The 21435-nt window shown below is 66.5% G+C and carries 22 protein-coding genes; 14 read left to right on the top strand and 8 right to left on the bottom strand.

The window, feature by feature from the left end; translation table 11 throughout:
- Nucleotides 1–67 precede the first annotated feature (67 nt).
- Together Q0Q36_RS12340 and Q0Q36_RS12335 are read left to right on the top strand one after the other, a co-directional pair.
- Complete coding sequence (locus Q0Q36_RS12340) at nucleotides 68–949, top strand: type 1 glutamine amidotransferase (RefSeq protein ID WP_293798474.1); 882 nt, start codon at nucleotides 68–70, stop codon at nucleotides 947–949.
- 155 nt (nucleotides 950–1104) lie between these two features.
- The gene (locus tag Q0Q36_RS12335) at nucleotides 1105–2814 is read left to right on the top strand and encodes a mucoidy inhibitor MuiA family protein (RefSeq protein ID WP_293798473.1); all 1710 of its coding nucleotides are present in this window, start codon (nucleotides 1105–1107) and stop codon (nucleotides 2812–2814) included.
- 143 nt (nucleotides 2815–2957) lie between these two features.
- Here Q0Q36_RS12335 and Q0Q36_RS12330 read toward each other — a convergent pair whose 3' ends face one another.
- Together Q0Q36_RS12330 and Q0Q36_RS12325 are read right to left on the bottom strand one after the other, a co-directional pair.
- The gene (locus Q0Q36_RS12330; RefSeq protein ID WP_293798472.1) at nucleotides 2958–3542 is read right to left on the bottom strand and encodes a protein-tyrosine-phosphatase; all 585 of its coding nucleotides are present in this window, start codon (nucleotides 3540–3542) and stop codon (nucleotides 2958–2960) included.
- A 123-nt stretch (nucleotides 3543–3665) separates the two neighbouring features.
- Nucleotides 3666–4862: a M20 aminoacylase family protein gene (locus tag Q0Q36_RS12325; RefSeq protein ID WP_293798471.1), complete on the bottom strand. Its 1197-nt coding sequence runs from the start codon at nucleotides 4860–4862 to the stop codon at nucleotides 3666–3668.
- A 305-nt stretch (nucleotides 4863–5167) separates the two neighbouring features.
- Here Q0Q36_RS12325 and Q0Q36_RS12320 point away from each other — a divergent pair, with 305 nt between their 5' ends.
- Together Q0Q36_RS12320 and Q0Q36_RS12315 are read left to right on the top strand one after the other, a co-directional pair.
- Nucleotides 5168–6460 (top strand): adenylosuccinate synthase, encoded by a 1293-nt coding sequence (locus Q0Q36_RS12320; RefSeq protein ID WP_293798470.1) that lies wholly within the window; start codon nucleotides 5168–5170, stop codon nucleotides 6458–6460.
- 147 nt (nucleotides 6461–6607) lie between these two features.
- Nucleotides 6608–7840 carry a histidine kinase gene (locus Q0Q36_RS12315; RefSeq protein ID WP_293798469.1) on the top strand — a complete coding sequence of 411 codons (1233 nt, stop codon included), beginning with the start codon at nucleotides 6608–6610 and terminating at the stop codon, nucleotides 7838–7840.
- 159 nt (nucleotides 7841–7999) lie between these two features.
- Here Q0Q36_RS12315 and Q0Q36_RS12310 read toward each other — a convergent pair whose 3' ends face one another.
- On the bottom strand, nucleotides 8000–8947 hold the full coding sequence (locus Q0Q36_RS12310) for a polyprenyl synthetase family protein (protein ID WP_293798468.1): 948 nt from the start codon (nucleotides 8945–8947) through the stop codon (nucleotides 8000–8002).
- Between the two features lie 127 nt (nucleotides 8948–9074).
- On the opposite strand from Q0Q36_RS12310, the gene mtgA reads away from it, so the two are divergent.
- The gene (gene mtgA, locus Q0Q36_RS12305; protein ID WP_293798467.1) at nucleotides 9075–9743 is read left to right on the top strand and encodes a monofunctional biosynthetic peptidoglycan transglycosylase; all 669 of its coding nucleotides are present in this window, start codon (nucleotides 9075–9077) and stop codon (nucleotides 9741–9743) included.
- 170 nt (nucleotides 9744–9913) lie between these two features.
- A complete protein-coding gene (rpmF, locus tag Q0Q36_RS12300; protein ID WP_047582212.1) occupies nucleotides 9914–10099 on the top strand; it encodes a 50S ribosomal protein L32 in 186 nt (61 codons plus the stop codon).
- Between the two features lie 269 nt (nucleotides 10100–10368).
- Here rpmF and Q0Q36_RS12295 read toward each other — a convergent pair whose 3' ends face one another.
- A complete protein-coding gene (locus tag Q0Q36_RS12295; RefSeq protein ID WP_293798466.1) occupies nucleotides 10369–10581 on the bottom strand; it encodes a hypothetical protein in 213 nt (70 codons plus the stop codon).
- Between the two features lie 172 nt (nucleotides 10582–10753).
- On the opposite strand from Q0Q36_RS12295, the gene Q0Q36_RS12290 reads away from it, so the two are divergent.
- Nucleotides 10754–12448 carry an EAL domain-containing protein gene (locus tag Q0Q36_RS12290; protein WP_293798465.1) on the top strand — a complete coding sequence of 565 codons (1695 nt, stop codon included), beginning with the start codon at nucleotides 10754–10756 and terminating at the stop codon, nucleotides 12446–12448.
- Between the two features lie 72 nt (nucleotides 12449–12520).
- On the opposite strand, the gene Q0Q36_RS12285 is transcribed toward Q0Q36_RS12290, so the two are convergent.
- The 3 genes from Q0Q36_RS12285 to phaR all read right to left on the bottom strand — a co-directional run bounded on the left by Q0Q36_RS12285 (nucleotide 12521) and on the right by phaR (nucleotide 14839).
- Entirely contained in the window at nucleotides 12521–13633 is a 1113-nt protein-coding gene (locus tag Q0Q36_RS12285) for a hypothetical protein (RefSeq protein ID WP_293798464.1), read from the bottom strand.
- A 93-nt stretch (nucleotides 13634–13726) separates the two neighbouring features.
- Complete coding sequence (locus Q0Q36_RS12280; protein WP_293798463.1) at nucleotides 13727–14002, bottom strand: hypothetical protein; 276 nt, start codon at nucleotides 14000–14002, stop codon at nucleotides 13727–13729.
- Nucleotides 14003–14236: 234 nt separating this feature from the next.
- Nucleotides 14237–14839, bottom strand: coding sequence for a polyhydroxyalkanoate synthesis repressor PhaR (phaR, locus tag Q0Q36_RS12275; RefSeq protein ID WP_293798502.1), 603 nt, complete (start codon nucleotides 14837–14839; stop codon nucleotides 14237–14239).
- Nucleotides 14840–15144: 305 nt separating this feature from the next.
- On the opposite strand from phaR, the gene Q0Q36_RS12270 reads away from it, so the two are divergent.
- From Q0Q36_RS12270 to arsC, 6 genes are all read left to right on the top strand, one after another.
- The gene (locus Q0Q36_RS12270; protein WP_293798462.1) at nucleotides 15145–16323 is read left to right on the top strand and encodes an acetyl-CoA C-acetyltransferase; all 1179 of its coding nucleotides are present in this window, start codon (nucleotides 15145–15147) and stop codon (nucleotides 16321–16323) included.
- 19 nt (nucleotides 16324–16342) lie between these two features.
- Nucleotides 16343–16558, top strand: a complete 216-nt coding sequence (locus Q0Q36_RS12265; RefSeq protein WP_265056098.1) for a DUF1737 domain-containing protein — start codon at nucleotides 16343–16345, stop codon at nucleotides 16556–16558.
- Nucleotides 16559–16601: 43 nt separating this feature from the next.
- The gene (gene phbB, locus Q0Q36_RS12260; protein WP_293798461.1) at nucleotides 16602–17327 is read left to right on the top strand and encodes an acetoacetyl-CoA reductase; all 726 of its coding nucleotides are present in this window, start codon (nucleotides 16602–16604) and stop codon (nucleotides 17325–17327) included.
- Nucleotides 17328–17477: 150 nt separating this feature from the next.
- On the top strand, nucleotides 17478–17843 hold the full coding sequence (locus Q0Q36_RS12255) for a helix-turn-helix transcriptional regulator (protein WP_293798460.1): 366 nt from the start codon (nucleotides 17478–17480) through the stop codon (nucleotides 17841–17843).
- Entirely contained in the window at nucleotides 17843–18538 is a 696-nt protein-coding gene (locus Q0Q36_RS12250) for an MIP/aquaporin family protein (RefSeq protein ID WP_293798459.1), read from the top strand. The genes Q0Q36_RS12255 and Q0Q36_RS12250 overlap by 1 nt, the downstream gene beginning before the upstream one ends.
- On the top strand, nucleotides 18535–18954 hold the full coding sequence (gene arsC / locus Q0Q36_RS12245; protein ID WP_293798458.1) for an arsenate reductase (glutaredoxin): 420 nt from the start codon (nucleotides 18535–18537) through the stop codon (nucleotides 18952–18954). The genes Q0Q36_RS12250 and arsC overlap by 4 nt, the downstream gene beginning before the upstream one ends.
- 117 nt (nucleotides 18955–19071) lie before the next feature.
- Here arsC and Q0Q36_RS12240 read toward each other — a convergent pair whose 3' ends face one another.
- Nucleotides 19072–20274 (bottom strand): MFS transporter, encoded by a 1203-nt coding sequence (locus Q0Q36_RS12240; RefSeq protein WP_293798457.1) that lies wholly within the window; start codon nucleotides 20272–20274, stop codon nucleotides 19072–19074.
- 175 nt (nucleotides 20275–20449) lie between these two features.
- Here Q0Q36_RS12240 and Q0Q36_RS12235 point away from each other — a divergent pair, with 175 nt between their 5' ends.
- On the top strand, nucleotides 20450–21307 hold the full coding sequence (locus Q0Q36_RS12235) for an EamA family transporter (RefSeq protein WP_293798456.1): 858 nt from the start codon (nucleotides 20450–20452) through the stop codon (nucleotides 21305–21307).
- Nucleotides 21308–21435 lie beyond the last annotated feature (128 nt).

Genomic DNA, 21435 nt, shown 5'->3' with positions numbered 1-21435 from the left:
GCCCGTCCCCCTATGAGACAGCGCGCAAGCCTGCCCATCGCCCTGTGCATTCCTGCGGAACGTCCCAATGATCGAAACCAGCGCCCGCCCGCTCCGCCTGCTCTTCGTCGACGGCAACATGCGCGACACCCGCGAAGGGCTGCGCCAATCCTATGGCATGGCTTATGGCGAGGCCTATGCCGCCGAGATCGCAGCGTTCGAACCGGGCATCGTCTCCGATATCTGCCTGCCGGCCGACGAAGGCGCCAACCTGCCTGATGGCGAAGGGCTCGAATCCTATGACGGCATCTTCCTGACCGGCTCGGCCCTGCACATCTACGACACCGCCCCGCCCGTGACCCGGCAGATCGACCTGATGCGCGCGATCTATGCCAGCGGGACGCCCTGCTTCGGCTCCTGCTGGGGCATCCAGGTCGGCTCCGTCGCGGCTGGCGGCACCGTCACCGCCAATCCGAAGGGCCGCGAAGCCGGCTTCGCCCGCAAGATCACGCCGACCGAGGCCGGCCGCAACCATGCGCTGCTCGCCAGCCGTCCCGCCGCCTTCGACGCCCCGGCGATCCATCTCGATACTATCGCGCTGCCCGCGCATGGCACGACGATCCTCGCCTCCAATGCCTACAGCCAGGTCCAAGCGGCCGAGATCAAGCACAATGGCGGGACGTTCTGGGGCGTGCAGTACCACCCCGAATTCTCCCTGAAGCAGATCGTCGCGATTCTCCAACGCCGCGTGCCCCTGCTGATCAAGGAAGGTTTCCGCAAGGACGAAGCTTCCGCGAAAGGCTGGCTCGACGACCTGCTGACGCTGGATGCCGAGCCCAACCGGCAGGACCTCGCCTGGGCGCATGGCCTCGACCGCGAGGTTCTCGATGCCGTGCGGCGCGTGACCGAGCTGCGCAACTTCATGGAGCACCGCGTCAAGCCTCATGCCAGCGCCCGCGGCCGCGCCTGAGCCGCCAGGCCGGCCTCCGTCCTCTCCTGCGAACGCAGGATGCTTCCGCTACCCGCCCCGCCTATCCGCATTCCGGCCCAATTCCGCCTTGGACACGCCGAATTCGGCGGTGTCTATCACGGGTACGTGATTGCGATCTGGAGGGGATGATTTCGATGCGAAGCCATATTGCCGCGGCCCTTTTTCTGGCGCCCAGCCTCGCCAGCGCTGCCGAGACCGAATTGTCGAGCCGGATCGACCGCGTCACCGTCTTTCCGGACGGGGCGGTGGTGACGCGTCTCGGCAAGGCCAATCTCCTGCAGGGCGCCTCGCAGATCGTGCTGCGCGGCCTGCCGGCGACGATCGACCCCTCTTCGATTCGCGTCGAAGGCAAGGGCGACGGCAGCTTCTCGGTCGGCGCGGTCGATGTCCGCATCACGCCCGGCGACGCCAGGCCCGTGCTCGACACGGCGCTGGAAGAGAAGCTCAAGGCGCTGCGCGACGAGAAGGAAAAGCTCGCCGGCCAGGTCGCCGCGATCGAAGCCAAGCGCGCCACGATCGAGCGCTTCGCGCAGGTCGGCCCCGACAAGCTCGGCCCCGACGGCAAGGCCCTGCCCGTCGGCGACTGGCCCGCGGTGTTCGAGGCGATCGGCACGGCGCTGGTCAAGGTGCAGGACGAACTGCGCGGCACCCGCAACCGCCTCGCCGATGTCGAGGGCGAGATCGCCTCCCTGGAGCGCGCGCGCCCGCAGGCCGGCCGCCCCGGCGCACCGAAGCGCGACGTCGCCATCGCGGTCGAGGCGCCGCAGCCGGTCGCGGCCGAGTTCACGGTGACCTATCGCGTCACGGGCGCGAACTGGACTCCGACCTATGAGGCGCGCCTGACCACGACCGGCGAGAAGCCGGAAATCGCCCTCGCGCGTCGCGCCGAGATCCGACAGCGCAGCGGCGAAACGTGGGACGACGTCGCCCTGACGCTCTCGACCACGCGCTCGGCCGGCGGCACCCGCGCGCCCGACCTCACCCCAATGCAGGTCGCTTTCTTCGAGCCGCAGATCGTTGCCGAGGCGCGCGCGCGGGCTCAGGCTCTGGCTCGCAAGGCGGAAGCGGAGAAGGCGGCGCCGACCATGCAGCGCCGGGCAGCGGGCATGGCCGCCCCCGCTGCTCCAGCACCCGAAGACAGCCTCGCCAAGCCCATCATTGCGGCGGATGTCGCCGAGGCCGCGCTCGAAGCCGGCGCTTATCAGGCGAATTTCCAGGTACCCGGCCGCGCGTCGATCCCGCAGGACGGCAGCTCCAAGACAGTGACGCTGAGCCAGCGCAAGACGGAGGCGACGCTCGCCGCCCGCACCGTGCCGGAGATCGAGCAGAAAGCCTATCTCGAAGCCGGCTTCACCCATGACGAGGAGGCTCCGCTGCTCGCCGGCCGCGTCGCGCTGCATCGCGACGGCACCTATGTCGGCATGGGCCAGTTCAATCTCGTCGCGCCCGGCGACAAGGTCGAGCTCGGCTTCGGCGCCGACGACCGGATCAAGGTCTCCTTCGCGCCGGTAAAGCGCCGCGAGAACGATCCGACCTGGCTCGGCCAGACCCGCACCGACCAGCGCGAGTTCCGGACCGTCGTGAAGAGCCTGCATGCGCGGCCGGTCAAGGTCGCCGTGCTGCAGCGCATTCCGTACTCGGAAAGCAGCGCGATCACGGTCGAGACCATCACCGCCCAGACCACGCCGCCGACCGAGAAGCAGGTCGGCGACCGCCGCGGCGTCGCCTCCTGGACCTTCGATCTCGCCCCCGGCACCGAGAAGGAGATCAAGCTCGCCTACCGCATCAAATGGCCGGGCGACCGCGAGCTCTCCTACGAGGAGCAGCCACTGCCGGGGAAGTGAGGAAACAAGGCGCCTGCCCCAACCGATCAGGCCGACTTCGCATCACGTCATGCTCGCCCTTGTGGCGAGCATCCACGTCTTGAGCACGACGCTCGATCAATGAAGACGTGGATGGCCGGGACAAGCCCGACCATGACGAAACCTCAGACCATCAAGCCCATCTCGATCTCGCGCTTGCGGCCGAGATCGTTCATCCAGGTCCGGAACTGGGGCTGCGCTTCGATCTGATGGGCATAGTGCCGCCGCAGCGCCTGCGTCAGCCGGCCGCCGCGGCCGAGCTGCTCGTCGGCGAAACCGATCATCACCGAATTCGGCCAGGCCTGCGGCCGGATCCCGCGCAAGCGGGTGAACAGTGCGTCCTCGCTCTCCGCCGGATCGGCCTGCGCCATCAGGGTCATCATCGCCGCCGTCGAACGCGAGATGCCCATATGGCAATGCACCAGCAGATGGCCCTTCACGCGGCCGGTCGCGGTCTCGCGCAGGCCCTCGCCGAAATTCAGGATTTCGCCGACATGCTCCGGCGTCGGCATGATCTGGCCAGGTCGCGGGTCGATGATGTCGTGGAAGCGCAGCGTGACTCGATGATGCTCGCCATAGGTTCCAAAGGCCTCGATCTCGGCCCGGTCGGGATCGAGCACGGACAGCACATGCGTCACCTCGCGGGCGCTGTTGCCGGGCAATTCTTCGATGCCGCAGATCGTCAGGGTCGAGATGGACAGGGTCTTCATGGCGTGCCTCCGCTGCGGAGCCCGCCGCCTAGCGCTCTTGCGCCGGCTACACAACCGCCGGAATTGACGGGCTGCCCTGCATGATTGCAGCCGGCCCCGGAGGGCCGGCCATAATGATCGTGATCAGGCGGCCTTCGCCTGCCCGAGTTCCTGGTCGACGACGCCGACCCAGTAGCGCACGCCGTCCGGAATGATCGCGTCGTTGAAGTCGTAAAGCGGCGTATGCAGGCCGACGAAGGAGCCATCCGGATTGACGCCGTTGCCGATGCGCATGAAGGCGCCCGGGCGGACCAGCATCATCTCCGCGAAATCCTCGCCGCCCGTGCCCGGCCGGAGCTGGCCATTGACCTTCTCCGCGCCGACGGCGGCCGTGGCCGCCGCGACGCCGACCCGCACCTGCTCGGCCTCGTTCACCAGCGGGCTGGTGCCGCGACGGTAGGAGGCCTCCGCCTTGCAACCCCAGGCCTGCGCCGTCGCCGCCGCGAGTTCGCCGATACGGCGCTCGACGAGGTCGCGCACTTCCTGCGAATAGGTCCGCGCCGTGCCGCCGATGACGAGCTCGGACGGAATCACGTTCGAGGCGTTGACGTCGCCGCCATGGATATAGCCGACGCTGATCACCGCCGTATCGAGCGGAGCCACGTTGCGGCCGATGATGCCCTGCAGACCGAGCACGAAATGCGCCTGGGCATAGGTGATGTCGGTCGAGCGATGCGGCTGCGAACCGCCATGGCCGCCGACGCCGTGGAAGGTGACCTTCCAGCTATCGGCCGCCGCCAGGAACGGGCCGACCGTGGTGCCGAAGGTGCCGGGCGCCATGCCGGGCGTGTTGTGCAGGCCGTAGATCGCATCGCAGGGGAAGCGCTCGAACAGCTTGTCGGCGAGCATCGCGTTGGCGCCGCCGCGGCCTTCCTCGGCCGGCTGGAAGATCAGGTTGACGGTGCCCTCGAAATCCCGGTTCTCGGCGAGATAGCGCCCGGCAGCGAGCAGCATGGTGGTGTGCCCGTCATGGCCGCAGGCATGCATCCGGCCCGGATTCTTCGAGGAATAGGGCAGGTTCGTCGTCTCATCGAGCGCGAGGCAATCCATGTCGGCGCGCAGGCCCACCGCACGGCCTGGCTTGTTGCCGCGGATGACGCCGACGACGCCGGTCTTGCCGACGTTCTCGGTGACCTCGACGCCCCACTCACGCAGCTTGTCGGCAACGAGCTTGGCCGTGCGGACCTCTTCGAGGCCGAGCTCGGGATGGGCATGGATGTCGCGGCGGATCGCGGTGAAGGCGGCGTGATGCTGGTCGAGCCAGGCGTCGAGCTTGGTCATGGTCGGTGAGATCCCCTCTCCTGCAGATGCGGCGGCATGGCCCCTCCATCGCCGCCCGCTGGGCACCCTAGCCCTTACGCCCGATTGTGGCAGCATCACTGCGCAGATGCTGCAGAGCGGCCATGCTCAAGCAGTTTATCCCCTCGGATCATGGCCCCGCCTGCCGAAAAACTTGACCTGCGAGCCAGGTTGGCCCATGAGGGCTTGCAAGGACCTGCCCCGAAACCCCGGCCTTGCGCCGGGGTTTTGCATTTGCGCGGGCCGCTTGCGTGAGGCAACGCGGAACAAGCAGGGACACATCGCTCATGGCGAATGTTGTGGTGGTCGGCGCCCAGTGGGGCGACGAGGGCAAGGGCAAGATCGTCGACTGGCTTTCCAGCCAGGCCGATGTCGTCGTCAGGTTCCAGGGCGGCCATAATGCCGGCCATACGCTGGTCATCGACGGCGTCACCTACAAGCTCTCGCTGCTGCCTTCCGGCATCGTCCGCCCCGGCAAGCTCTCGGTCATCGGCAACGGCGTCGTCGTCGACCCCTGGCATCTCGTCGAGGAGATTGGCAAGCTGCGCGCGCAAGGCGTTGCGATCACCCCGGACAACCTGCGTATCGCCGACAATGCGACGCTGATCCTGCCGCTGCACCGCGAGCTCGACCATTTCCGCGAGACCTCGAATGCTGGCATGAAGATCGGCACGACCAAGCGCGGCATCGGCCCCGCTTATGAAGACAAGGTCGGCCGGCGCGCCATCCGCGTCATCGATCTCAAGGACGACGCGCTGCTCGAAGCCAAGATCGAGCGCCTGCTCGCCCATCACAACGCCCTGCGCCGCGGTCTCGGCATCGGCGAAGTCGACGCCAAGGAATTGCTCGGCCAGCTCAAGGCGATCGCGCCCGAAGTGCTGCCCTATGCCACATCGGTCTGGGCCCTGCTCGACGCCGAGCGCCGCGCCGGCAAGCGCATCCTGTTCGAGGGCGCGCAGGGCGCCCTGCTCGATGTCGACCACGGCACCTATCCCTTCGTCACCTCCTCCAACATCGTCGCCGGCCAGGCCGCGACAGGCTCCGGCATGGGCCCCTCGGCGGTCGGCTATGTGCTGGGCATCGCCAAGGCCTACACCACCCGCGTCGGCGAAGGCCCCTTCCCGACCGAGCTCTTCGACGAGATCGGCGAATTGATCGGCACCAAGGGCAAGGAATTCGGCGTCGTCACCGGCCGCAAGCGCCGCTGCGGCTGGTTCGATGCCTGCCTCGTGCGCCAGACGGTCAAGACCTCCGGCATCGACGGCATCGCGCTGACCAAGCTCGACATCCTCGACGGCTTCAAGGAGATCAAGGTCTGCGTCGGCTACAGGCTCGATGGCCAGATTCTCGAGCACCTGCCGGCCGGCCAGAACGACCAGGCCCGTGTCGAGCCGATCTACGAGACCATCGAAGGCTGGGAAGGCTCCACCGCCAATGCCCGCTCCTGGGCCGATCTCCCGGCGCAGGCGATCAAATATGTCCGCCGCATCGAGGAGCTGATCGGCGCCACCGTCGCCGTGCTCTCCACCAGCCCGGAGCGCGACGATACGATCCTCGTCCACAACCCTTTCGAGGGTTGACGCCAGAGCACGCGCCACCCAGATTGCGCCGCAATCTGGGTGGATGACGCGTTCTCTATCAATATCTTAGATACGGATTCACCGATCAGGTTGAATCAACCTGATCGGTGAATCCGTATCTATCGCCATCAGCGACAAGTGAGGCCAATGGCCGACTTCTATCCGATCCTGGCGCGTGCGGTCGCCGGGCTGCCCGAAACCTCCCCGGAGGCCCGGCGCGCCATCTACGACCGGGCGCGGACGGCGCTCGTCGCGCAGTTGCGCGGGCTCGACCCGCCGCTGAGCGAGGCCGAGATCATGCGCGAGCGCCTGGCGCTCGACGAGGCCGTCGCCCGGATCGAGGCCGACTACGACGACGCCCCGGCCCCACCGCCGGCATCGGACGGCCCGGTGATCCGCACCGTCGAGAACCCGACTCTGCCGATCCGCCCGCCGACACCGAAGAAGGCGCCGGAATTCGCTCCGCTGCCTCCGGCCGCCGGACAGGACGATGGCGAGCCCCTGCCCGAACCGGCGGAGCCGCAGGTCGCCCGGCCGCGCGTGCAGCCGCCGCGCGAACGGCGGGTCAAGCCCGGCCATATCCGATCGGCCGTCGTGGGCGGCGTGGTGGCCGTTGCGGTAGCCGCCATCGCGGCGACCGCCATCTATGTCCACAAGCTCCGCCCCCAGGACACGCAGCGCCCGAGCAGCGAAACCGCGCAGCGCGCCCAGCCCGCCCAGCCGGAGAATGGCGCCAAGATCGCCGAGCGCGTCGGCGAACCCCAGCAGAACCGCCCGGCCGGCAACCCGCAGGGCGGTACACCCGGCACGCCCGTTCCGCAGCCAGGCGGCGAAATCGCCGTCGCCCAGCGTGCAATGCTCTTCGTCGAGGTCCCCGAAAATCCGCAGCAGCCGCAGACCTCGACCGGCCGCGTGTTCTGGCGCCTCGACAGCGAGAGCGCCGGCCAGGGCCGGCCGATCGAGACCATCGTGCGCGCGACCGTCGAGATTCCCGATATCGGCCTGAGCCTCGACTTCACCATCCGCCGCAACACCGATTCGGCCTTCCCGGCCTCGCATATCATCGGCCTGCGCTTCACCAGTTCCGGCGACCCGGCCAGCCAGGCCATCAAGGAGGTCGGCGTTCCCCAGTTCAAGAGCGAGGAAAGCGAGCGCGGCGCGCCGCTCTCGGCGATCAATTCGGCGCTCGGCGACAATCTCTTCGTGGCGGCGCTGTCGAATGTACCGGTCGAGGTCGAGCGCAATCTCGACCTGATCCTGAACCGCAGCTGGATCGACGTGCCCGTGCGCTTCGCCTCCGGCCGCCGCGGCATCATCACCTTCGAGAAAGGCGTCTCCGGCAGCCAGACGCTGGCCGACGCCTTCGGTCGCTGGCGGTAAGGCGAACGCCGAACCGCCTTCACTGAGCGGGCGTTTCGTCATGGTCGGGCTTGTCCCGACCATCCACGTCTTCGCTGGTCGCAGGTCATGTTCAAGACGTCGATGCTCGCCACAAGGGCGAGCATGACGCCGTGTTTCGTTCGGATCGATTGTAAGCGTTTAGCTCTTCCGCTCGGCGGCAAACCGCGCCGCGGCCCGCAGCACGTCCGCCTCAGCGCCGAAACCTGACAGCGCCGCCACGGCCTCCGCGCTCAGCCGGTCGCGTTCACGCTTGGCACCGTCGAGGCCGAGCGCGCCGACCAGCGTGCCCTTGCCCTTGTCCGCGTCCTTCGCCGTCGCCTTGCCCATCTGCGCGGCATCCGATTCGACGTCGAGAATGTCGTCTGCGATCTGGAAGGTGGCGCCAAGCGCCCGACCATAGCGCCCCAGCGCCGCCAGCGCCGTCGCATCGGCGCCGCCGAGCCGCGCACCGATCTCGACGCTTGCGGCCAGCAGCGCACCGGTCTTCATGGCTTGCAATTGCCTGATCTCGACTTCCGGAAGCGCACCCCGCGCTTCCTCGAAGCGCCCTTCCGCCGCCAGGTCGAGCATCTGTCCACCGACCATGCCGCCAAGGCCGGAGGCCCGTGTGAGGCAAGTCACAAGCGCCGCACGCACCGCACCGGCTTCATGCGTCGCCTCGTCCGCCAGAACGTCGAAGGCCAGCGTCAAGAGCGCATCGCCCGCCAGGATTGCGGTCGCCTCGTCGAAGGCCTTGTGCACGGTCGGCCGCCCCCGGCGCAGATCGTCATCATCCATCGCCGGCAGGTCGTCATGCACCAGCGAATAGCAATGCAGCAGCTCGACCGCCGCGCCCGCTCGCCGCGCCTGCTCGACGGGCGCGCCCAGCAACCGGGCCGTCTCGACCGTCAGGAAAGGACGCAGCCGCTTGCCGCCGCCGAGCACGCCATGCCGCATCGCGGCAAGGAGGCGCGGCGGGCGTGTGATTTCGTCGGCGGCCGGAATATCGGACAGCAGCGCTTCCAGCAGCGTTTCGATGGCAGCGGCATTCTGAGCCAGCCTTGCATCGAGATCGCCGGAACGGGCCGAGGGAGAAACGGAACTCATGCGCGGGTCTCGCGTTCGCTGCCGGAAGGGGGGCCTTGCCGGACGCTGGCGGCATCGTCAAGCTGCGCCGCCTCGGGCTCGGGCCATGCTGGCCGGGGCGATCGAACGGCAGCGGGGGTGAAGCGAGGTGCTGGGTAGGATTCTCGGCTTTTGCTTCCGATTCGCCGTCTGGCTGCTCATCGCCCTCGCCGGCCTGATCCTGTTCTATCGATTCGTGCCGGTGCCCTCGACCCTGATGCTCGGCCGCTGGCTGGTGCTGAAGCCGGTCGATCGTGAATGGGTCCCGCTCGACCAGATCTCGCCCCATCTCGTGCGTGCCGTCATCGCCTCCGAGGACCAGCGCTTCTGCAGCCATCGCGGCGTCGACTGGGTCGAGCTCAACAAGGTCCTGGAGAACGAGGACGGGCCAAGCCGCGGCGCCTCGACGCTGACCATGCAGACCGCCAAGAACGTCTTCCTCTGGCCGGGCCGCTCCTATATCCGCAAGGGCATGGAGATCCCGCTCGCCATGGCGATCGACTTCGCCTGGTCGAAGCCGCGCGTCATCGAGGTCTATCTCAACGTCGCGGAATGGGGCGAAGGCCTGTTCGGGGCGGAGGCCGCGGCGCAGCGCTATTTCCGCAAATCCGCCGCGCGCCTGACCGCGGGAGAGGCGGCCAGACTCGCTGGCGCCCTGCCCAATCCGCTGCTGCGCAACCCAGCCAAACCGAATCGCGCCCTGCAATCCGCTGCCGGCCGCAGCTTGCGCCAGCTCGGACAACTCGGATCGCTGGGCGATTGCGCCCTGCCCGGCTGATTGGCTAGATCTCGGACGTTCCGAACCGCTGCGGCGAAGAAATCCGGATTCGGCACTAGCAATCCCCGCCCTGACGGTGTAAGGCCAACGCCTCACGAGATTGATCCGTCGCCGTGGCGGATGCTTGGCCTTGGGGCCAGCGTCCGGGCGGTGGCACGATGGAGAGTACAATGGCCGTTCCGAAGAGAAAGACGTCGCCGTCGAAGCGTGGCATGCGCCGCTCGGCCGACGCCCTGAAGCAGCCCACCTATATCGAGGACAAGAACTCGGGTGAGCTGCGCCGTCCGCACCATGTCGACCTGAAGAGCGGCATGTATCGCGGCCGTCAGGTGCTGAAGGTCAAGACCGACGCCTGAGGCGCTCCGCCTTCGGCTTAGGCTTGCCTGCGAAGTTCGAAACCGGCCGCAAGGCCGGTTTTTCTTTGTCCTGCATCGCATCGACGTTTCCTGAGCCCTCGCCGTCATGGTCGGGCTTGTCCCGACCATCCACGTCTTCCTTCGTCGAGGACTTTGTTCAAGACGTGGATGCTCGCCACAAGGGCGAGCATGACGAATCGGATCGGGGTCGTGTGTTGAGGTCTGCTGCCCTCGCCAAAATCGCGGGGCTCCATCGCAGTAGACAACCTTCAGCGTCGCGCCGATTGCAGGCGGACGCTCGCGGCCGGAGCGGCAAGCCGGGCCGCGGCCCGGTAGAAGCCCGCTGCCGCTTGCGGGCTCGCTCGCCCGCGCTGCGCGAAGGGGCCGATCTCCGCCCGCGCCGCAGCCGCCTGCAGGAGCACCAGCGCCGATGCGTTGACATCGGCGGCGTTCCGCTCGCTCCAGTTTCCGGCTTCCGCCATGTATCACTCCGGCACACGCAACTTGTGACGGAGTCGTTACTGCAAGGAATCAACCAGCCTTAACGCCGCGTTAATCAGGAATACCGCATCGTTTCGAAGCACTTCCCTTCACATGGACAGCGCGCCGAAGCACCAGAACGGAGCCGCGCGGCCGTCCAATAGAGGCCGCCCGATGCCCTCCCCGTCGATCTTCAGCTTCCAGAACGGTGGCCCGGTTGATCCCCGCAGCATCCTCTCCTCGATCGGCGAAGTGGTCTATGGCTGGGATATCCAGAGCGACGCCCTGAGCTGGGGGCCGAATGCCCGCGAGGTTCTCGGCGCGATTCCCGAGCAGACCATGCAGCGCGGCCTCGCCTTCGCCGGCTTGGTCGAGCCCGGCAGCGGTCCGAGTCGCTACGACGCGATCTTCTGCTCCAGCGAGCATGATCAGGGCGAAGGCGTCATCTACCGCACCCGCTACGCCATCGATCTCGCCGGCCGCAAGATGTGGGCCGAGGACACCGGCCGCTGGTTCGCCGGCAGCGACGGCTATCCGGCGAGCGCCCGTGGCGTGCTCAGGCTCGAGCGCGCCGCCCGTGCCGACGAGCTCGAGCAGTTCGGCAACGAGCTCTGCGACCGCCCTGCCCTGGTCGAACGAATCGGCATGGCCCTGCAGGAGCATCTGCCGGCGGAGCGCCCGGTCGTCGTCCTCGTCGCCGCGATCGACGAGCTCGCCCGCCTCAACGACGATTTCGGCCACGAGGCCACAGACGAGATCATCAGCACCGTCCACGAGCGCCTGCGCTCGGTGACGCGCCGGCGCGACCATCTCGTCCGCTATGCCGGCAACAGCTTCGCCATCCTGCTCGTCGGCTGCCCGCCCGAGCAGGTCGAGCCCGCCGCCCGCCGCTTCATCAAGGTGGTCGCCCAGTCCGCGATCGAGACCAGCCGCGGCATCGCGCTGGTGCGGCTGCGCGTCGGCGCCGCCAGCGCGCCCGAGCTCGGCAATCATGGCGGCGCGCTGCTGGCCGCCGCGGAAGGGGCTCTCGCCAGCGCCCGCATGGGCGCCATCGATACGGCCGTTATGGCCAAGCCGCAGCCGCGGCGCAGCCCAGGCGGCGAGCAGGCTGGTTTCGACGTCCAGGCCATCGCCGCCCTGAACGACCGCCGCGTGCGCCTTGCCCTGCAGCCGATCGTTAGGACGAACTCGCGCGAGGTCGCCTTCCATGAGGCGCTCCTGCGCGTCGGCCAGGGCGAAACCGGCCTCTATTTCGCCTCGGCCGAACTCATTCCCATGCTGGAGCGCCGTGGCCTCGTGCGGCTCTTCGACCAGCGCGTGCTCGAACTCGCGATCGAGATGCTCGGCGCCGATCCTAATCTCACCCTTTCCGTGAATGTCTCGCCGCGTTCCCTGAACGACCCCGAGTGGTTCGACGCCTTCGTCGCCTGCACCAGCGCCGCGCGCGGCAAGGCCTCGCGCCTGATCGTCGAGGTCACGGAAACGGCGACGATCGAGAATCCCGGCCGGATAGCCAAATTGCTGGGCCGGATCAAGGAACAGGGCGCGCGCGTCGCGATCGACGATTTCGGCGCCGGCCACACCTCGCTCAAGCACCTGCGCGTCTTCCCGATCGACATCCTCAAGATCGACGGCGCCTTCACCCAGAACCTGCGCCGCTCGACCGACGATCGCTTCTATGTACGCACGCTGATCGAGCTCGCCGGCCATCTCGGCGTCGAAACCGTCGCCGAATGGGTCGATGACGAGATGCAGGCCAGCATGCTGCGCGACTGGGGCGTCACCTATCTGCAGGGCCATCTCGTGGGCCGCGCCGAAACGGTCGAGCCCATGCAGGCACCCCCGCCGCGGCGGCTGGCGGTGGGCTGAGGCAGGCGCCGCGCAGGACCCCGATGCCTGCGCCGGAAGAACGCGCCCTGACGGGTGGCAGCGGTCACAGGCTCAGAACGGGTTCCACGGCGCGTCGATGGCGCTGACATGGCCGTACAGGATCGGCTTGGCCGCCCTGAGCTTGTCCAGATTCGGCTTCGCCAGCTCCCAGAACTTGGCGGAGTCCTTGAATTTTCCCGGCATGGCCTGAAAACCCCAGTGGTCTTTCCGCAGGGGCCGGCCTCTCATGGACGCATACGTGTTGGTCGCGTTGACCGAGAAGAAGTCGAACTTATCGTATTGGAAAGTCTGACCCGTCTCCGAATCCGTTAACTTGACGTAAGTTCCCAGCGTGCCGTCCGCGATATGGCACAATTCATGAAAGAGGATCTCGTTCGGCTGCGCGCCCGGCGCCAGGCTTCCGGAGAAGTTCTTGGGCGAGAACTGCACGGTCGAATTGGCGTTCTGCTCTCCGGACAAGAAGGGGAAGATATCGACATTTCCCGGCAGGGAATTGACGATCAACCGGCCCATCTCGTTGGCAAGGATGTATTTGATCACTTTCTCGATGCCGTTGATCCAGTCCTGGCCGGTCGTCTTGAGGTCGGCCTGCTCTGCACCCGCAGGGTTCAGGATCAGCTTCGACGAAAATGCGCTTGGCCGCGACGCCAGATTGTTCGAGGCACGGTCGGTCGAAGCGAATGTAATCGGCAAGGCTGCCGTTTGTGGCCGGCCGGCCGCGTCATAGGCCGCGATATTGTCTCCGGCCTTCAATCCGCGCAGCATGAAGTAGACGTGCAGATTTCCGTCCTTCTTATAGGGCGGCGGCGATTGAAAACGGCTGCTGTCGATCGGCACATAGGCATTGCCCGGCTGACACAGCTGAATGGACCAATCCATGTCGGCCGCCCAGACCGCGATGGCGGCGTTTCCCGAGGGGTCCTTCAAGGCCAAGCTGCTGAGACCCGGGCTGTTCTTGGTAGCCGGAATACCGACGAAATGCGGCATATGCAGCTCCTTGGTTGAGAATGCTTCAGCCACTGCGCGGAGAGGCGCCGTCCGGTCGCCCTCACCGCGCAAGCGAGAATGGCCGACACTGCGCAGCGCCGCTTCATCCATATGGACGAGGCATTGCGGGGGCGTGTGCTGGGCAGGCGTTATTCGGATATTGGCGAGCCCCCCCATCTAGTGGGATCGGTGGAGGTCGAGGCCTGCGCCTGATTGCCTTTCGCGAGCGTCTGCTGACCGCCCGTTGCGGACGTGGGCCGGGATGCTCGATTACCGTGAAAGCCAGCTCCTTCTAGGCGGCAGCTCCGCCATAGCTAAACTGCCTTCGTTACGTTCCATGATTGCAATGACGTTCGCGGCTGCAAAGGGAAGCTCGGTTCCCGACCAAAGCTCATCATTCTCAGCGATCTCAGTCGGGTCATTATCGAGAATGCCAACATAGCCGCTCTCATTTCGAGCGGTTACGAGCACCCACATCCGCTCTACGATGACGCGATCCCCAACCGCGATTTCAAACATCAGCTTTGCGAAATCGCCGACCCGCAATCCTTCTCACTCTGGCCGCGTTGGGATTGAGAATGTTGCCGGAGCCCATTGATGGTGTTCTTCGCCATCAAGTAGCTGCCAGCCGTCGATCGCCATTGAGGGGAAGCGCATGCCGAATCCTCGCGCCCAAACGAATGGCTGCAATCAATCCAATCCCGACGCTCGCATCGCCCCCAACCCAACAAAAAGCCGCGCCCGAATCCCTCGGGCGCGGCTCAAATCGTCAGGCCAAATTCAGCGCGTACGCGAAAGCTTGTCGAGCCGCTCGCGCATCTCGTTGAGCTCGCGCTTGAGGTCGCCGAGCTCGCCGCTGCCGGCTTCCGCCGCGGGCTTCGTGCCGGCAGCCGCTTCCTGCTTGGCCTGCGCCACAGCGGTAAACGGATTGAACAGCCGGAAGGCCTCCTGGAACATCTGCATGTTCGCCCGCGTCTGCGCCTGGATGGCGTCGAGCGCGTTGCCGCCGAAGGCCGAGCCGCTGAAGGCCTTGCTCATCTGCTCGCGGAACTTGCTCTGCTCCTGCGTGAGGTTCTCCATCGAGAACTCCAGATAGCGCGGCACCAGCGCCTGCATACTGTCGCCGTAGAAGCGGATGAGCTGGCGCAGGAACGCAATCGGCAGCAGGTTCTGCCCGTCCTTGGCCTCCTCGTCGAAGATGATCTGCGCCAACACCGAGCGCGTGATGTCCTCACCGGACTTCGCATCATAGACCACGAAATCCTCGCCCGAGCGGACGAGCCCGGCGAGGTCCTCCAAGGTCACATAGGAACTGGTGCCCGTATGATAGAGACGCCGATTGGCATATTTCTTGATGACGGTCGGTTCTTTGTCGCTGGCCATCATGTCCCGCTTGACGTTGATCCGCGGCCGCAGGTGGTTCCAGCGTGCTCGGCGAAACGGTCTCCCATCCCGCGACGATAGCCTGTCGGTGCTGCACCGCAAGCTCTTTGAGCGAATGCGGCAAAAATCGCCGAAGCCCTGCAACCACAAGGATGTACCCTCCGTTACGTCATTCCAGCGGCGATGCCCCGCACGATTTCACCGCTTGCCCGTCTTGACGCGGTCGCAGCAGGCTTCGAAGGTGGTGGGGAACGGTTGCGCCGGCGGGAGCGGTGCGGCCGCAACAACAAGCGAGGAACCCTCTCATGGCAGATTCGGATATCGTGATCGTCGGCGCGGCCCGCACGGCGGTCGGCGCCTTCAACGGCGCTTTTGCCAATACTCCCGCCCATGATCTCGCCGCCGTCGCGATCAAGGAAGCGCTGCGCCGCGCCAAGGTCGAGGCCGCCGAAGTCGACGAACTGGTGATGGGCCAGGTGCTCGCCGCCGGCCAGGGCCAGAACCCGGCCCGCCAGGCCGCGATGGCTGCCGGCATCCCGCAGGAGAAGACTGCCTGGGGCCTGAACCAGCTCTGCGGCTCGGGCCTGCGCACCGTCGCGATCGGCCTGCAGCAGATCGCCAATGGCGATGCCAATGTCATCGTCGCCGGCGGCATGGAATCGATGTCGCTCGCCCCGCATGCCTCCTATATGCGCGCCGGCACCAAGATGGGCGACGTCAAGTTCGTCGACACCATGATCAAGGACGGCCTCTGGGACGCCTTCCACGGCTACCACATGGGCACGACCGCCGAGAACGTCGCGACCAAGTACCAGATCAGCCGCGAGGAGCAGGACCGCTTCGCCGTCGCCTCGCAGAACAAGGCCGAGGCCGCCCAGAAGGCCGGCAAGTTCAAGGACGAGATCGCGCCGGTCACCATCTCCTCTCGCAAGGGCGACATCGTCGTCGACAGCGACGAGTATCCGCGCCATGGCGCCACGATCGAGGCCATGGCCAAGCTCAAGCCGGCCTTCTCGAAGGACGGCACGGTGACGGCCGGCAACGCGTCGGGCCTCAATGACGGCGCCGCCGCGCTCGTCATCATGACCGCCAAGGAAGCGGCCCGCCGCGGCCTGACCCCGCTCGCCCGCATCGCCTCCTGGGCGACGGCCGGCGTCGACCCCGCGATCATGGGCACCGGCCCGATCCCCTCGACCCGCAAGGCGCTCGAGAAGGCCGGCTGGAAGGTCGGCGATCTCGATCTCGTCGAGGCCAACGAGGCCTTCGCGGCGCAGGCGCTGGCGGTCAACAAGGACCTCGGCTGGAACCCTGATATCGTCAACGTCAATGGCGGCGCGATCGCGATCGGCCATCCGATCGGCGCGTCCGGCGCCCGCGTGCTGGTGACGCTGCTGCACGAGATGGCCAAGCGCGACGCCAAGAAGGGCCTCGCCACGCTCTGCATCGGCGGCGGCATGGGCGTCGCCATGGCCGTGGAGCGCTGAGAAGAAGCACCGTCACCTCATGGCGAAGCGCACGACGCTCTACCGCTATCTCACCGGCCCCGATGACGCTTCCTTCTGTCATCGGGTTTCCGAAGCGCTGAGCCTCGGCTGGTCGCTCTACGGCCAGCCCACCCTGACCTTCGACGCGGTCAAGGGCCAGGTCATCTGTGGCCAGGCCATCATCAAGGACGTGGACGCGGATTACGCGCCCACTCTCAAACTGTCTGAACAATAACGGCGGCAAGCCGGAAGACGCTCACGAAAAGGGAGAATGGCCTATGGCGAAGGTGGCATTGGTTACGGGGGGCTCGCGCGGTATCGGCGAAGCGATCTCGAAGGGTCTGAAGGCGGCCGGCTACAGCGTCGCCGCGAGCTATGCCGGCAATGACGAGGCTGCGGCCAAATTCACGGCCGAGACCGGCATCAAGACCTATAAATGGGACGTCTCGGACTATGATTCCTGCGTCGCCGGCATCGCCAAGGTCGAGGCCGATCTCGGGCCGGTCGACGTGCTCGTCAACAATGCCGGCATCACCCGCGACGGCATGTTCCACAAGATGACCAAGGATCAGTGGAACGCGGTGATCAACACCAACCTGAACTCGCTGTTCAACATGACCCGCCCGGTCTGGGAAGGCATGCGCGCCCGCAAGTTCGGCCGCGTCATCTGCATCTCCTCGATCAACGGCCAGAAGGGCCAGATGGGCCAGGTGAACTATTCCGCCGCCAAGGCCGGCGATATCGGCTTCGTCAAGGCGCTGGCCCAGGAAGGCGCGCGCGCCGGCATCACGGTCAACGCGATCTGCCCCGGCTATATCGCGACCGAGATGGTCAAGGCGATCGATCCGGCCGTGATCGAGAAATCGATCCTGCCGCATATCCCGGTCGGCCGCCTCGGCGAGCCGGAGGAGATCGCGCGCGCCGTGGTGTTCCTCGCCAGCGACGATGCCGGCTTCATCACTGGCTCGACCCTCTCCGCCAATGGCGGCCAGAACATGGTCTGACGCCCACCGCGAAGCGGGCTGCCCGCGCGAGTGTCCCGCTTCGCGATCGCTTCCTCAAGAGTCTGCGAACCGATCGATCGCAGCACAGCTTGAGGCACCTGCAGCTCACGCGGCTATTGCTCATTTCCAGATTTCATATATCGTCGAAATATGGAAATCTCATCCGCCGTCACCAGCCTCGCGGCGCTCGCTCATGCCGGGCGCCTGACTGTTTTCCGCATGCTCGTCCAGGCTGGTCCCGAGGGTCTCGCCGCCGGTGTGATAGCACAGCGTCTTTCCGTGCCGCCGAGCAGCCTCTCCGCCAATCTGAACCTGCTCAGCAATGCTGGCTTGATCGTGTCCCGGCGCGAGGGTCGCTCGATCGTCTACACGGCCCGATACGACGAGATGGCACGGCTGCTCGGCTATCTCCTCGACGATTGCTGCGACGGCTCGCCCGAGATTTGCCGCCCGCTCGCCGAAAGGCTCTCCCAGGCAGTGCACTGCTTCGATAGCAGCAACTCGGCCTCGTCGTGATGCTTGCGGTGATACGCACCGCTCTCGACACGGCCTTGGCCCGCCGCCTGATCGCGGAGGGGCTTGGAACGATGGCGCTGCTCGCCATTGTCGTCGGCTCCGGCATCATGGCCGAACGGCTGGCCGGAGGGAACACGGCGATTGCCCTGATGGGCAACACGCTTGCGACCGGCGCCGGCCTGGTTGTGCTCGTGACGATCTTCGGCCCGGTTTCCGGAGCGCATTTCAACCCGGCCGTCACTCTGGTCGCAGCCCTCCGCCAGGATTTGCCTCGATCGACGGCCTGCGCCTATGTCGCGATCCAGATCGCCGGCGCCATTCTCGGGGTTTGGCTTGCACATGCCATGTTTGCCGAGCCGCTTTTGCAGGTTTCGGGCAAGCTGCGCGACGGGCCCGGCCAGGCATTGTCGGAATTCACCGCGACCTTCGGTCTGGTCGCCGCCATTATCGGCACGATGCGCGTCCGGCCACAGGCCGTGCCGTCGATCGTAGGCCTCTACATCACGGCCGCATACTGGTTCACGGCCTCGACATCGTTCGCCAATCCCGCCGTCACTCTGGCACGCAGCCTGTCCGACAGCTTCGCCGGCATCGCCCCGGCATCCGTGCCGATCTTTCTGGTGGCACAGCTGGCTGGCGCCGCCGCTGCCTCGTGCGTCTTCCAGTGGCTCCTCAACGACAGTGCAAGCTCATGACCGCCGGTTTTCCGATCACCATTTTCCACAATCTCGCCTGTGGGACATCCCGCAATGCACTCGCGATGATCCGAGCCGCCGGTTACGAGCCGCGTGTCGTCCACTATCTTGAAGTCGGCTGGCAGCGGGAGCAGTTGCGACAGCTTCTCGGTGCAATGAGCGCCCGCCCGCGCGACATCCTGCGCGAAAAAGGCACCCCTGCCGCCGAGTTCGGCCTGCTCGATCCCGCAATCGACGACGAGACGATCCTGGACGCGATGCTCGCCGAGCCTATCCTCGTGAACCGTCCAATCGTCGTAACGCCAAAGGGCGTGACACTGGCGCGCCCTTCGGAAGCGGTATTCGCTCTTCTCGAACGTCGCCCCACCTCCTTCACGAAGGAAGATGGCGAGGTCGTCTACCCTCCGACGATCTGAGAACTGCCGACGACTCCACCTCGGAGCCTCCCCGGCCTCATCGCTGCGCTCGGCCGCCTCGGCGGAAACCCGACGCGCAACGCCATGGCGGCTGGGAGGCGCGACATGCAGCACATCTCAGCTCTGCCGTCCGCCCTTCGGCAGCAGGAAGGTCAGAAGGCCGAAGGCCGGCAGCCACGCGCAGATCTTGAACACCTCGATGATTCCGATCTTGTCGGCGAGCAGGCCGATGCCCGCCGCCGCGACGCCGCCGAGCCCGAAGGACAGGCCGTAGAACAGCCCGCCGACGAGGCCGACCCGATGCGGCACGAGATCGATCGCGTAGATCAGGATGGCCGAGAAGGCGCTCGACATGATGAAGCTGACGATGATGCTGAGCACGCCGGTCCAGAACAGGTCGGCATGGGGCAAGAGCAGCGCGAAAGGCAGCGAGCCCAGGATCGACAGCCAGATCACCCGGTCGCGGCCGATCTTGTCGCCGATCATGCCGCCGACGATCACGCCGATCGCGCCGACGACGAGATAGAGGAACAGCATGATCTGCGAGAGCTGGATCTCGATGCCGAAACGCTCGATCAGATAGAAGGTGTAATAGGAGGTGAAGGCCGCCGTGTAGCCGTTCTTCGAGATCAGCAGCATCACCAGCACGGCCATCGCCAGCAGCACGCGCCCATGCGGCAGGCCGTGGCTCGCGCTTTCCTCGACATGGGCCGAGGACGATTTCTGCTCGCGCCGCATCGCGGAATAGCGCGCGCCGAGCCAGCCCATCACCAGCATTGCGATCAGCACGACGCCGGAGAACCAGGACAGGCTGGCCTGCCCGCGCGGCATCACCACCGCCGCCGCCAGCAGCGGGCCGACCGAATAGCCGATATGGCCGCCGACCTGGAACACGCCCTGCGCCAGACCCTGGCGGCCGGCCGCGGCATGGCGCGCCATCCGCGTCGCCTCCGGGTGGAACACCGCCGAGCCCAGGCCGATCAGGCCCGCTGCAAGCAGGACCATCGCATAGCTATGGGCAAAGGAGAGCATCAGGAGGCCCGCCAGCGTCGAGCACATGCCGGCGACCATCGCATAGGGCCAGGGCTTTCGGTCGGTGACGAAGCCGAGGATCGGCTGCAGCAGCGAGGAGGTCACCTGGAAGGCGAGCGTGATCAGGCCGATCTGCACGAAATCGAGCTGATAGTTCTCCTTGAACAGCGGATAGAGCGCCGGGATCATCGACTGGACGAGGTCGTTCAGCAGATGTGCGACGCTGAGCGCCGCCAGAACCGGCATCAGCGGGCGGCGAGCGACGGATTGCAGCGGGATCGTGGTCATAAAACAGGCAATGAGCCGCCTTTTGCGCGCGGTCAACGGGGCCGAAAGCATGACGCCCATGGCTGCAAGGCTGGGTTGCGGCGCAGCACCCCCGTCCATTGACCCTGACACCACCCATCGGCAAGCCCCCCGAAACCTGCTATCGCCGCGCGGTCTTCACGCCCGGCCCCGCCTCATGACCCCCCGCACCGCGACTCTCATCGGCTTCTGCGCCATCCTGCTCTGGTCGACGCTGGCGCTGTTCACGGCGATGTCGGGCCGCGTACCGCCCTTCCAGCTCGTCGCCATGACCTTCGTCATCGGGGGACTGCTGATCCTCGCGATCACGGCTTTGCGCGGGCAGCTCTCGCGCATCCGGCCGACGCCGGCTTCCTTCGCGCTTGGGCTCTACGGCCCGTTCGGCGACACCGCGCTTTATTATGCTGCGGTGAAAACGGCCCCGCCGGCTGAGGCGAACCTTATCCATTATCTCTGGCCGCTGCTGATCGTGCTCTTCGCAGCGCTGCTGCCGGGCGGCGGCCTCAAGCCTCGCCACCTCGTCGGCGCGCTGATCGGATTGGTGGCGACAGGCCTGCTGGTCTCCGGCGGGCTTGGAAGCGGCGACGGGCTCGCACTCGGGCATGTCCTGGCCGCGCTCGGCGCCTTCGTCTGGGCGAGCTATTCGGTGGCCTCGCGCCGCTTCGCCAATGTGCCCTCGGAAAGCCTTTGCGTGACCATGCTGGGTTGCGCCGTGCCGGCCCTCGCCTGTCATTTCGCCTTCGAGACCACGCTCTGGTCGCTGACGGCGATCGAATGGAGCGGCGTGCTCGGGCTCGGACTCGGCTCGATCGGGCTCGCCTTCGTCGTCTGGGATATCGGCATGAAGCAGGGCGACGTCGCGCTGCTCGGGGTCGCCTCCTATGCCGCGCCGGTGCTCTCGACGCTGGTCCTCGTTCTGTTCGGCTACGCCCCGGCAAGCGGGCTGCTTGCGGCCTCCTGCGCGCTGATCGTCGTGGGGGCTCTGGTGGCGAGCTGGGGCGGGCGGAAGAGCTGAGCCCCTAAGCGAGAACAGGCATCGCCATGGTCGGGCTTGTCCCGACCATCCACGTCTCTACCGATGCAATACGGTGCTCAAGACGTGGATGCTCGCCACAAGGGCGAGCATGACGGCAATGAAACAGC

It is taken from the genome of uncultured Allobosea sp. (assembly GCF_945957345.1).
Lineage (GTDB): Bacteria > Pseudomonadota > Alphaproteobacteria > Rhizobiales > Beijerinckiaceae > Allobosea.
The sequence above is the reverse complement of the archived record's forward strand: the minus strand, read 5'-3'. Positions and strand labels throughout refer to the sequence as shown.

What these genes read in the sequence shown, in the direction of transcription:
- Q0Q36_RS12320 (WP_293798470.1), top strand. Translation starts at nt 5,168, where the DNA reads ATGGCGAATGTTGTGGTGGTCGGCGCCCAGTGGGGCGACGAGGGCAAG.
- Q0Q36_RS12285 (WP_293798464.1), bottom strand. Translation starts at nt 13,633, where the DNA reads ATGGGGGGGCTCGCCAATATCCGAATAACGCCTGCCCAGCACACGCCC.
- Q0Q36_RS12250 (WP_293798459.1), top strand. Translation starts at nt 17,843, where the DNA reads ATGCTTGCGGTGATACGCACCGCTCTCGACACGGCCTTGGCCCGCCGC.
- rpmF (WP_047582212.1), top strand. Translation starts at nt 9,914, where the DNA reads ATGGCCGTTCCGAAGAGAAAGACGTCGCCGTCGAAGCGTGGCATGCGC.
- Q0Q36_RS12330 (WP_293798472.1), bottom strand. Translation starts at nt 3,542, where the DNA reads ATGAAGACCCTGTCCATCTCGACCCTGACGATCTGCGGCATCGAAGAA.
- Q0Q36_RS12290 (WP_293798465.1), top strand. Translation starts at nt 10,754, where the DNA reads ATGCCCTCCCCGTCGATCTTCAGCTTCCAGAACGGTGGCCCGGTTGAT.
- Q0Q36_RS12335 (WP_293798473.1), top strand. Translation starts at nt 1,105, where the DNA reads ATGCGAAGCCATATTGCCGCGGCCCTTTTTCTGGCGCCCAGCCTCGCC.
- phaR (WP_293798502.1), bottom strand. Translation starts at nt 14,839, where the DNA reads ATGGCCAGCGACAAAGAACCGACCGTCATCAAGAAATATGCCAATCGG.
- Q0Q36_RS12340 (WP_293798474.1), top strand. Translation starts at nt 68, where the DNA reads ATGATCGAAACCAGCGCCCGCCCGCTCCGCCTGCTCTTCGTCGACGGC.
- Q0Q36_RS12295 (WP_293798466.1), bottom strand. Translation starts at nt 10,581, where the DNA reads ATGGCGGAAGCCGGAAACTGGAGCGAGCGGAACGCCGCCGATGTCAAC.
- Q0Q36_RS12270 (WP_293798462.1), top strand. Translation starts at nt 15,145, where the DNA reads ATGGCAGATTCGGATATCGTGATCGTCGGCGCGGCCCGCACGGCGGTC.
- Q0Q36_RS12315 (WP_293798469.1), top strand. Translation starts at nt 6,608, where the DNA reads ATGGCCGACTTCTATCCGATCCTGGCGCGTGCGGTCGCCGGGCTGCCC.
- Q0Q36_RS12255 (WP_293798460.1), top strand. Translation starts at nt 17,478, where the DNA reads ATGGAAATCTCATCCGCCGTCACCAGCCTCGCGGCGCTCGCTCATGCC.
- Q0Q36_RS12235 (WP_293798456.1), top strand. Translation starts at nt 20,450, where the DNA reads ATGACCCCCCGCACCGCGACTCTCATCGGCTTCTGCGCCATCCTGCTC.
- arsC (WP_293798458.1), top strand. Translation starts at nt 18,535, where the DNA reads ATGACCGCCGGTTTTCCGATCACCATTTTCCACAATCTCGCCTGTGGG.
- Q0Q36_RS12265 (WP_265056098.1), top strand. Translation starts at nt 16,343, where the DNA reads ATGGCGAAGCGCACGACGCTCTACCGCTATCTCACCGGCCCCGATGAC.
- Q0Q36_RS12325 (WP_293798471.1), bottom strand. Translation starts at nt 4,862, where the DNA reads ATGACCAAGCTCGACGCCTGGCTCGACCAGCATCACGCCGCCTTCACC.
- Q0Q36_RS12310 (WP_293798468.1), bottom strand. Translation starts at nt 8,947, where the DNA reads ATGAGTTCCGTTTCTCCCTCGGCCCGTTCCGGCGATCTCGATGCAAGG.
- Q0Q36_RS12240 (WP_293798457.1), bottom strand. Translation starts at nt 20,274, where the DNA reads ATGACCACGATCCCGCTGCAATCCGTCGCTCGCCGCCCGCTGATGCCG.
- phbB (WP_293798461.1), top strand. Translation starts at nt 16,602, where the DNA reads ATGGCGAAGGTGGCATTGGTTACGGGGGGCTCGCGCGGTATCGGCGAA.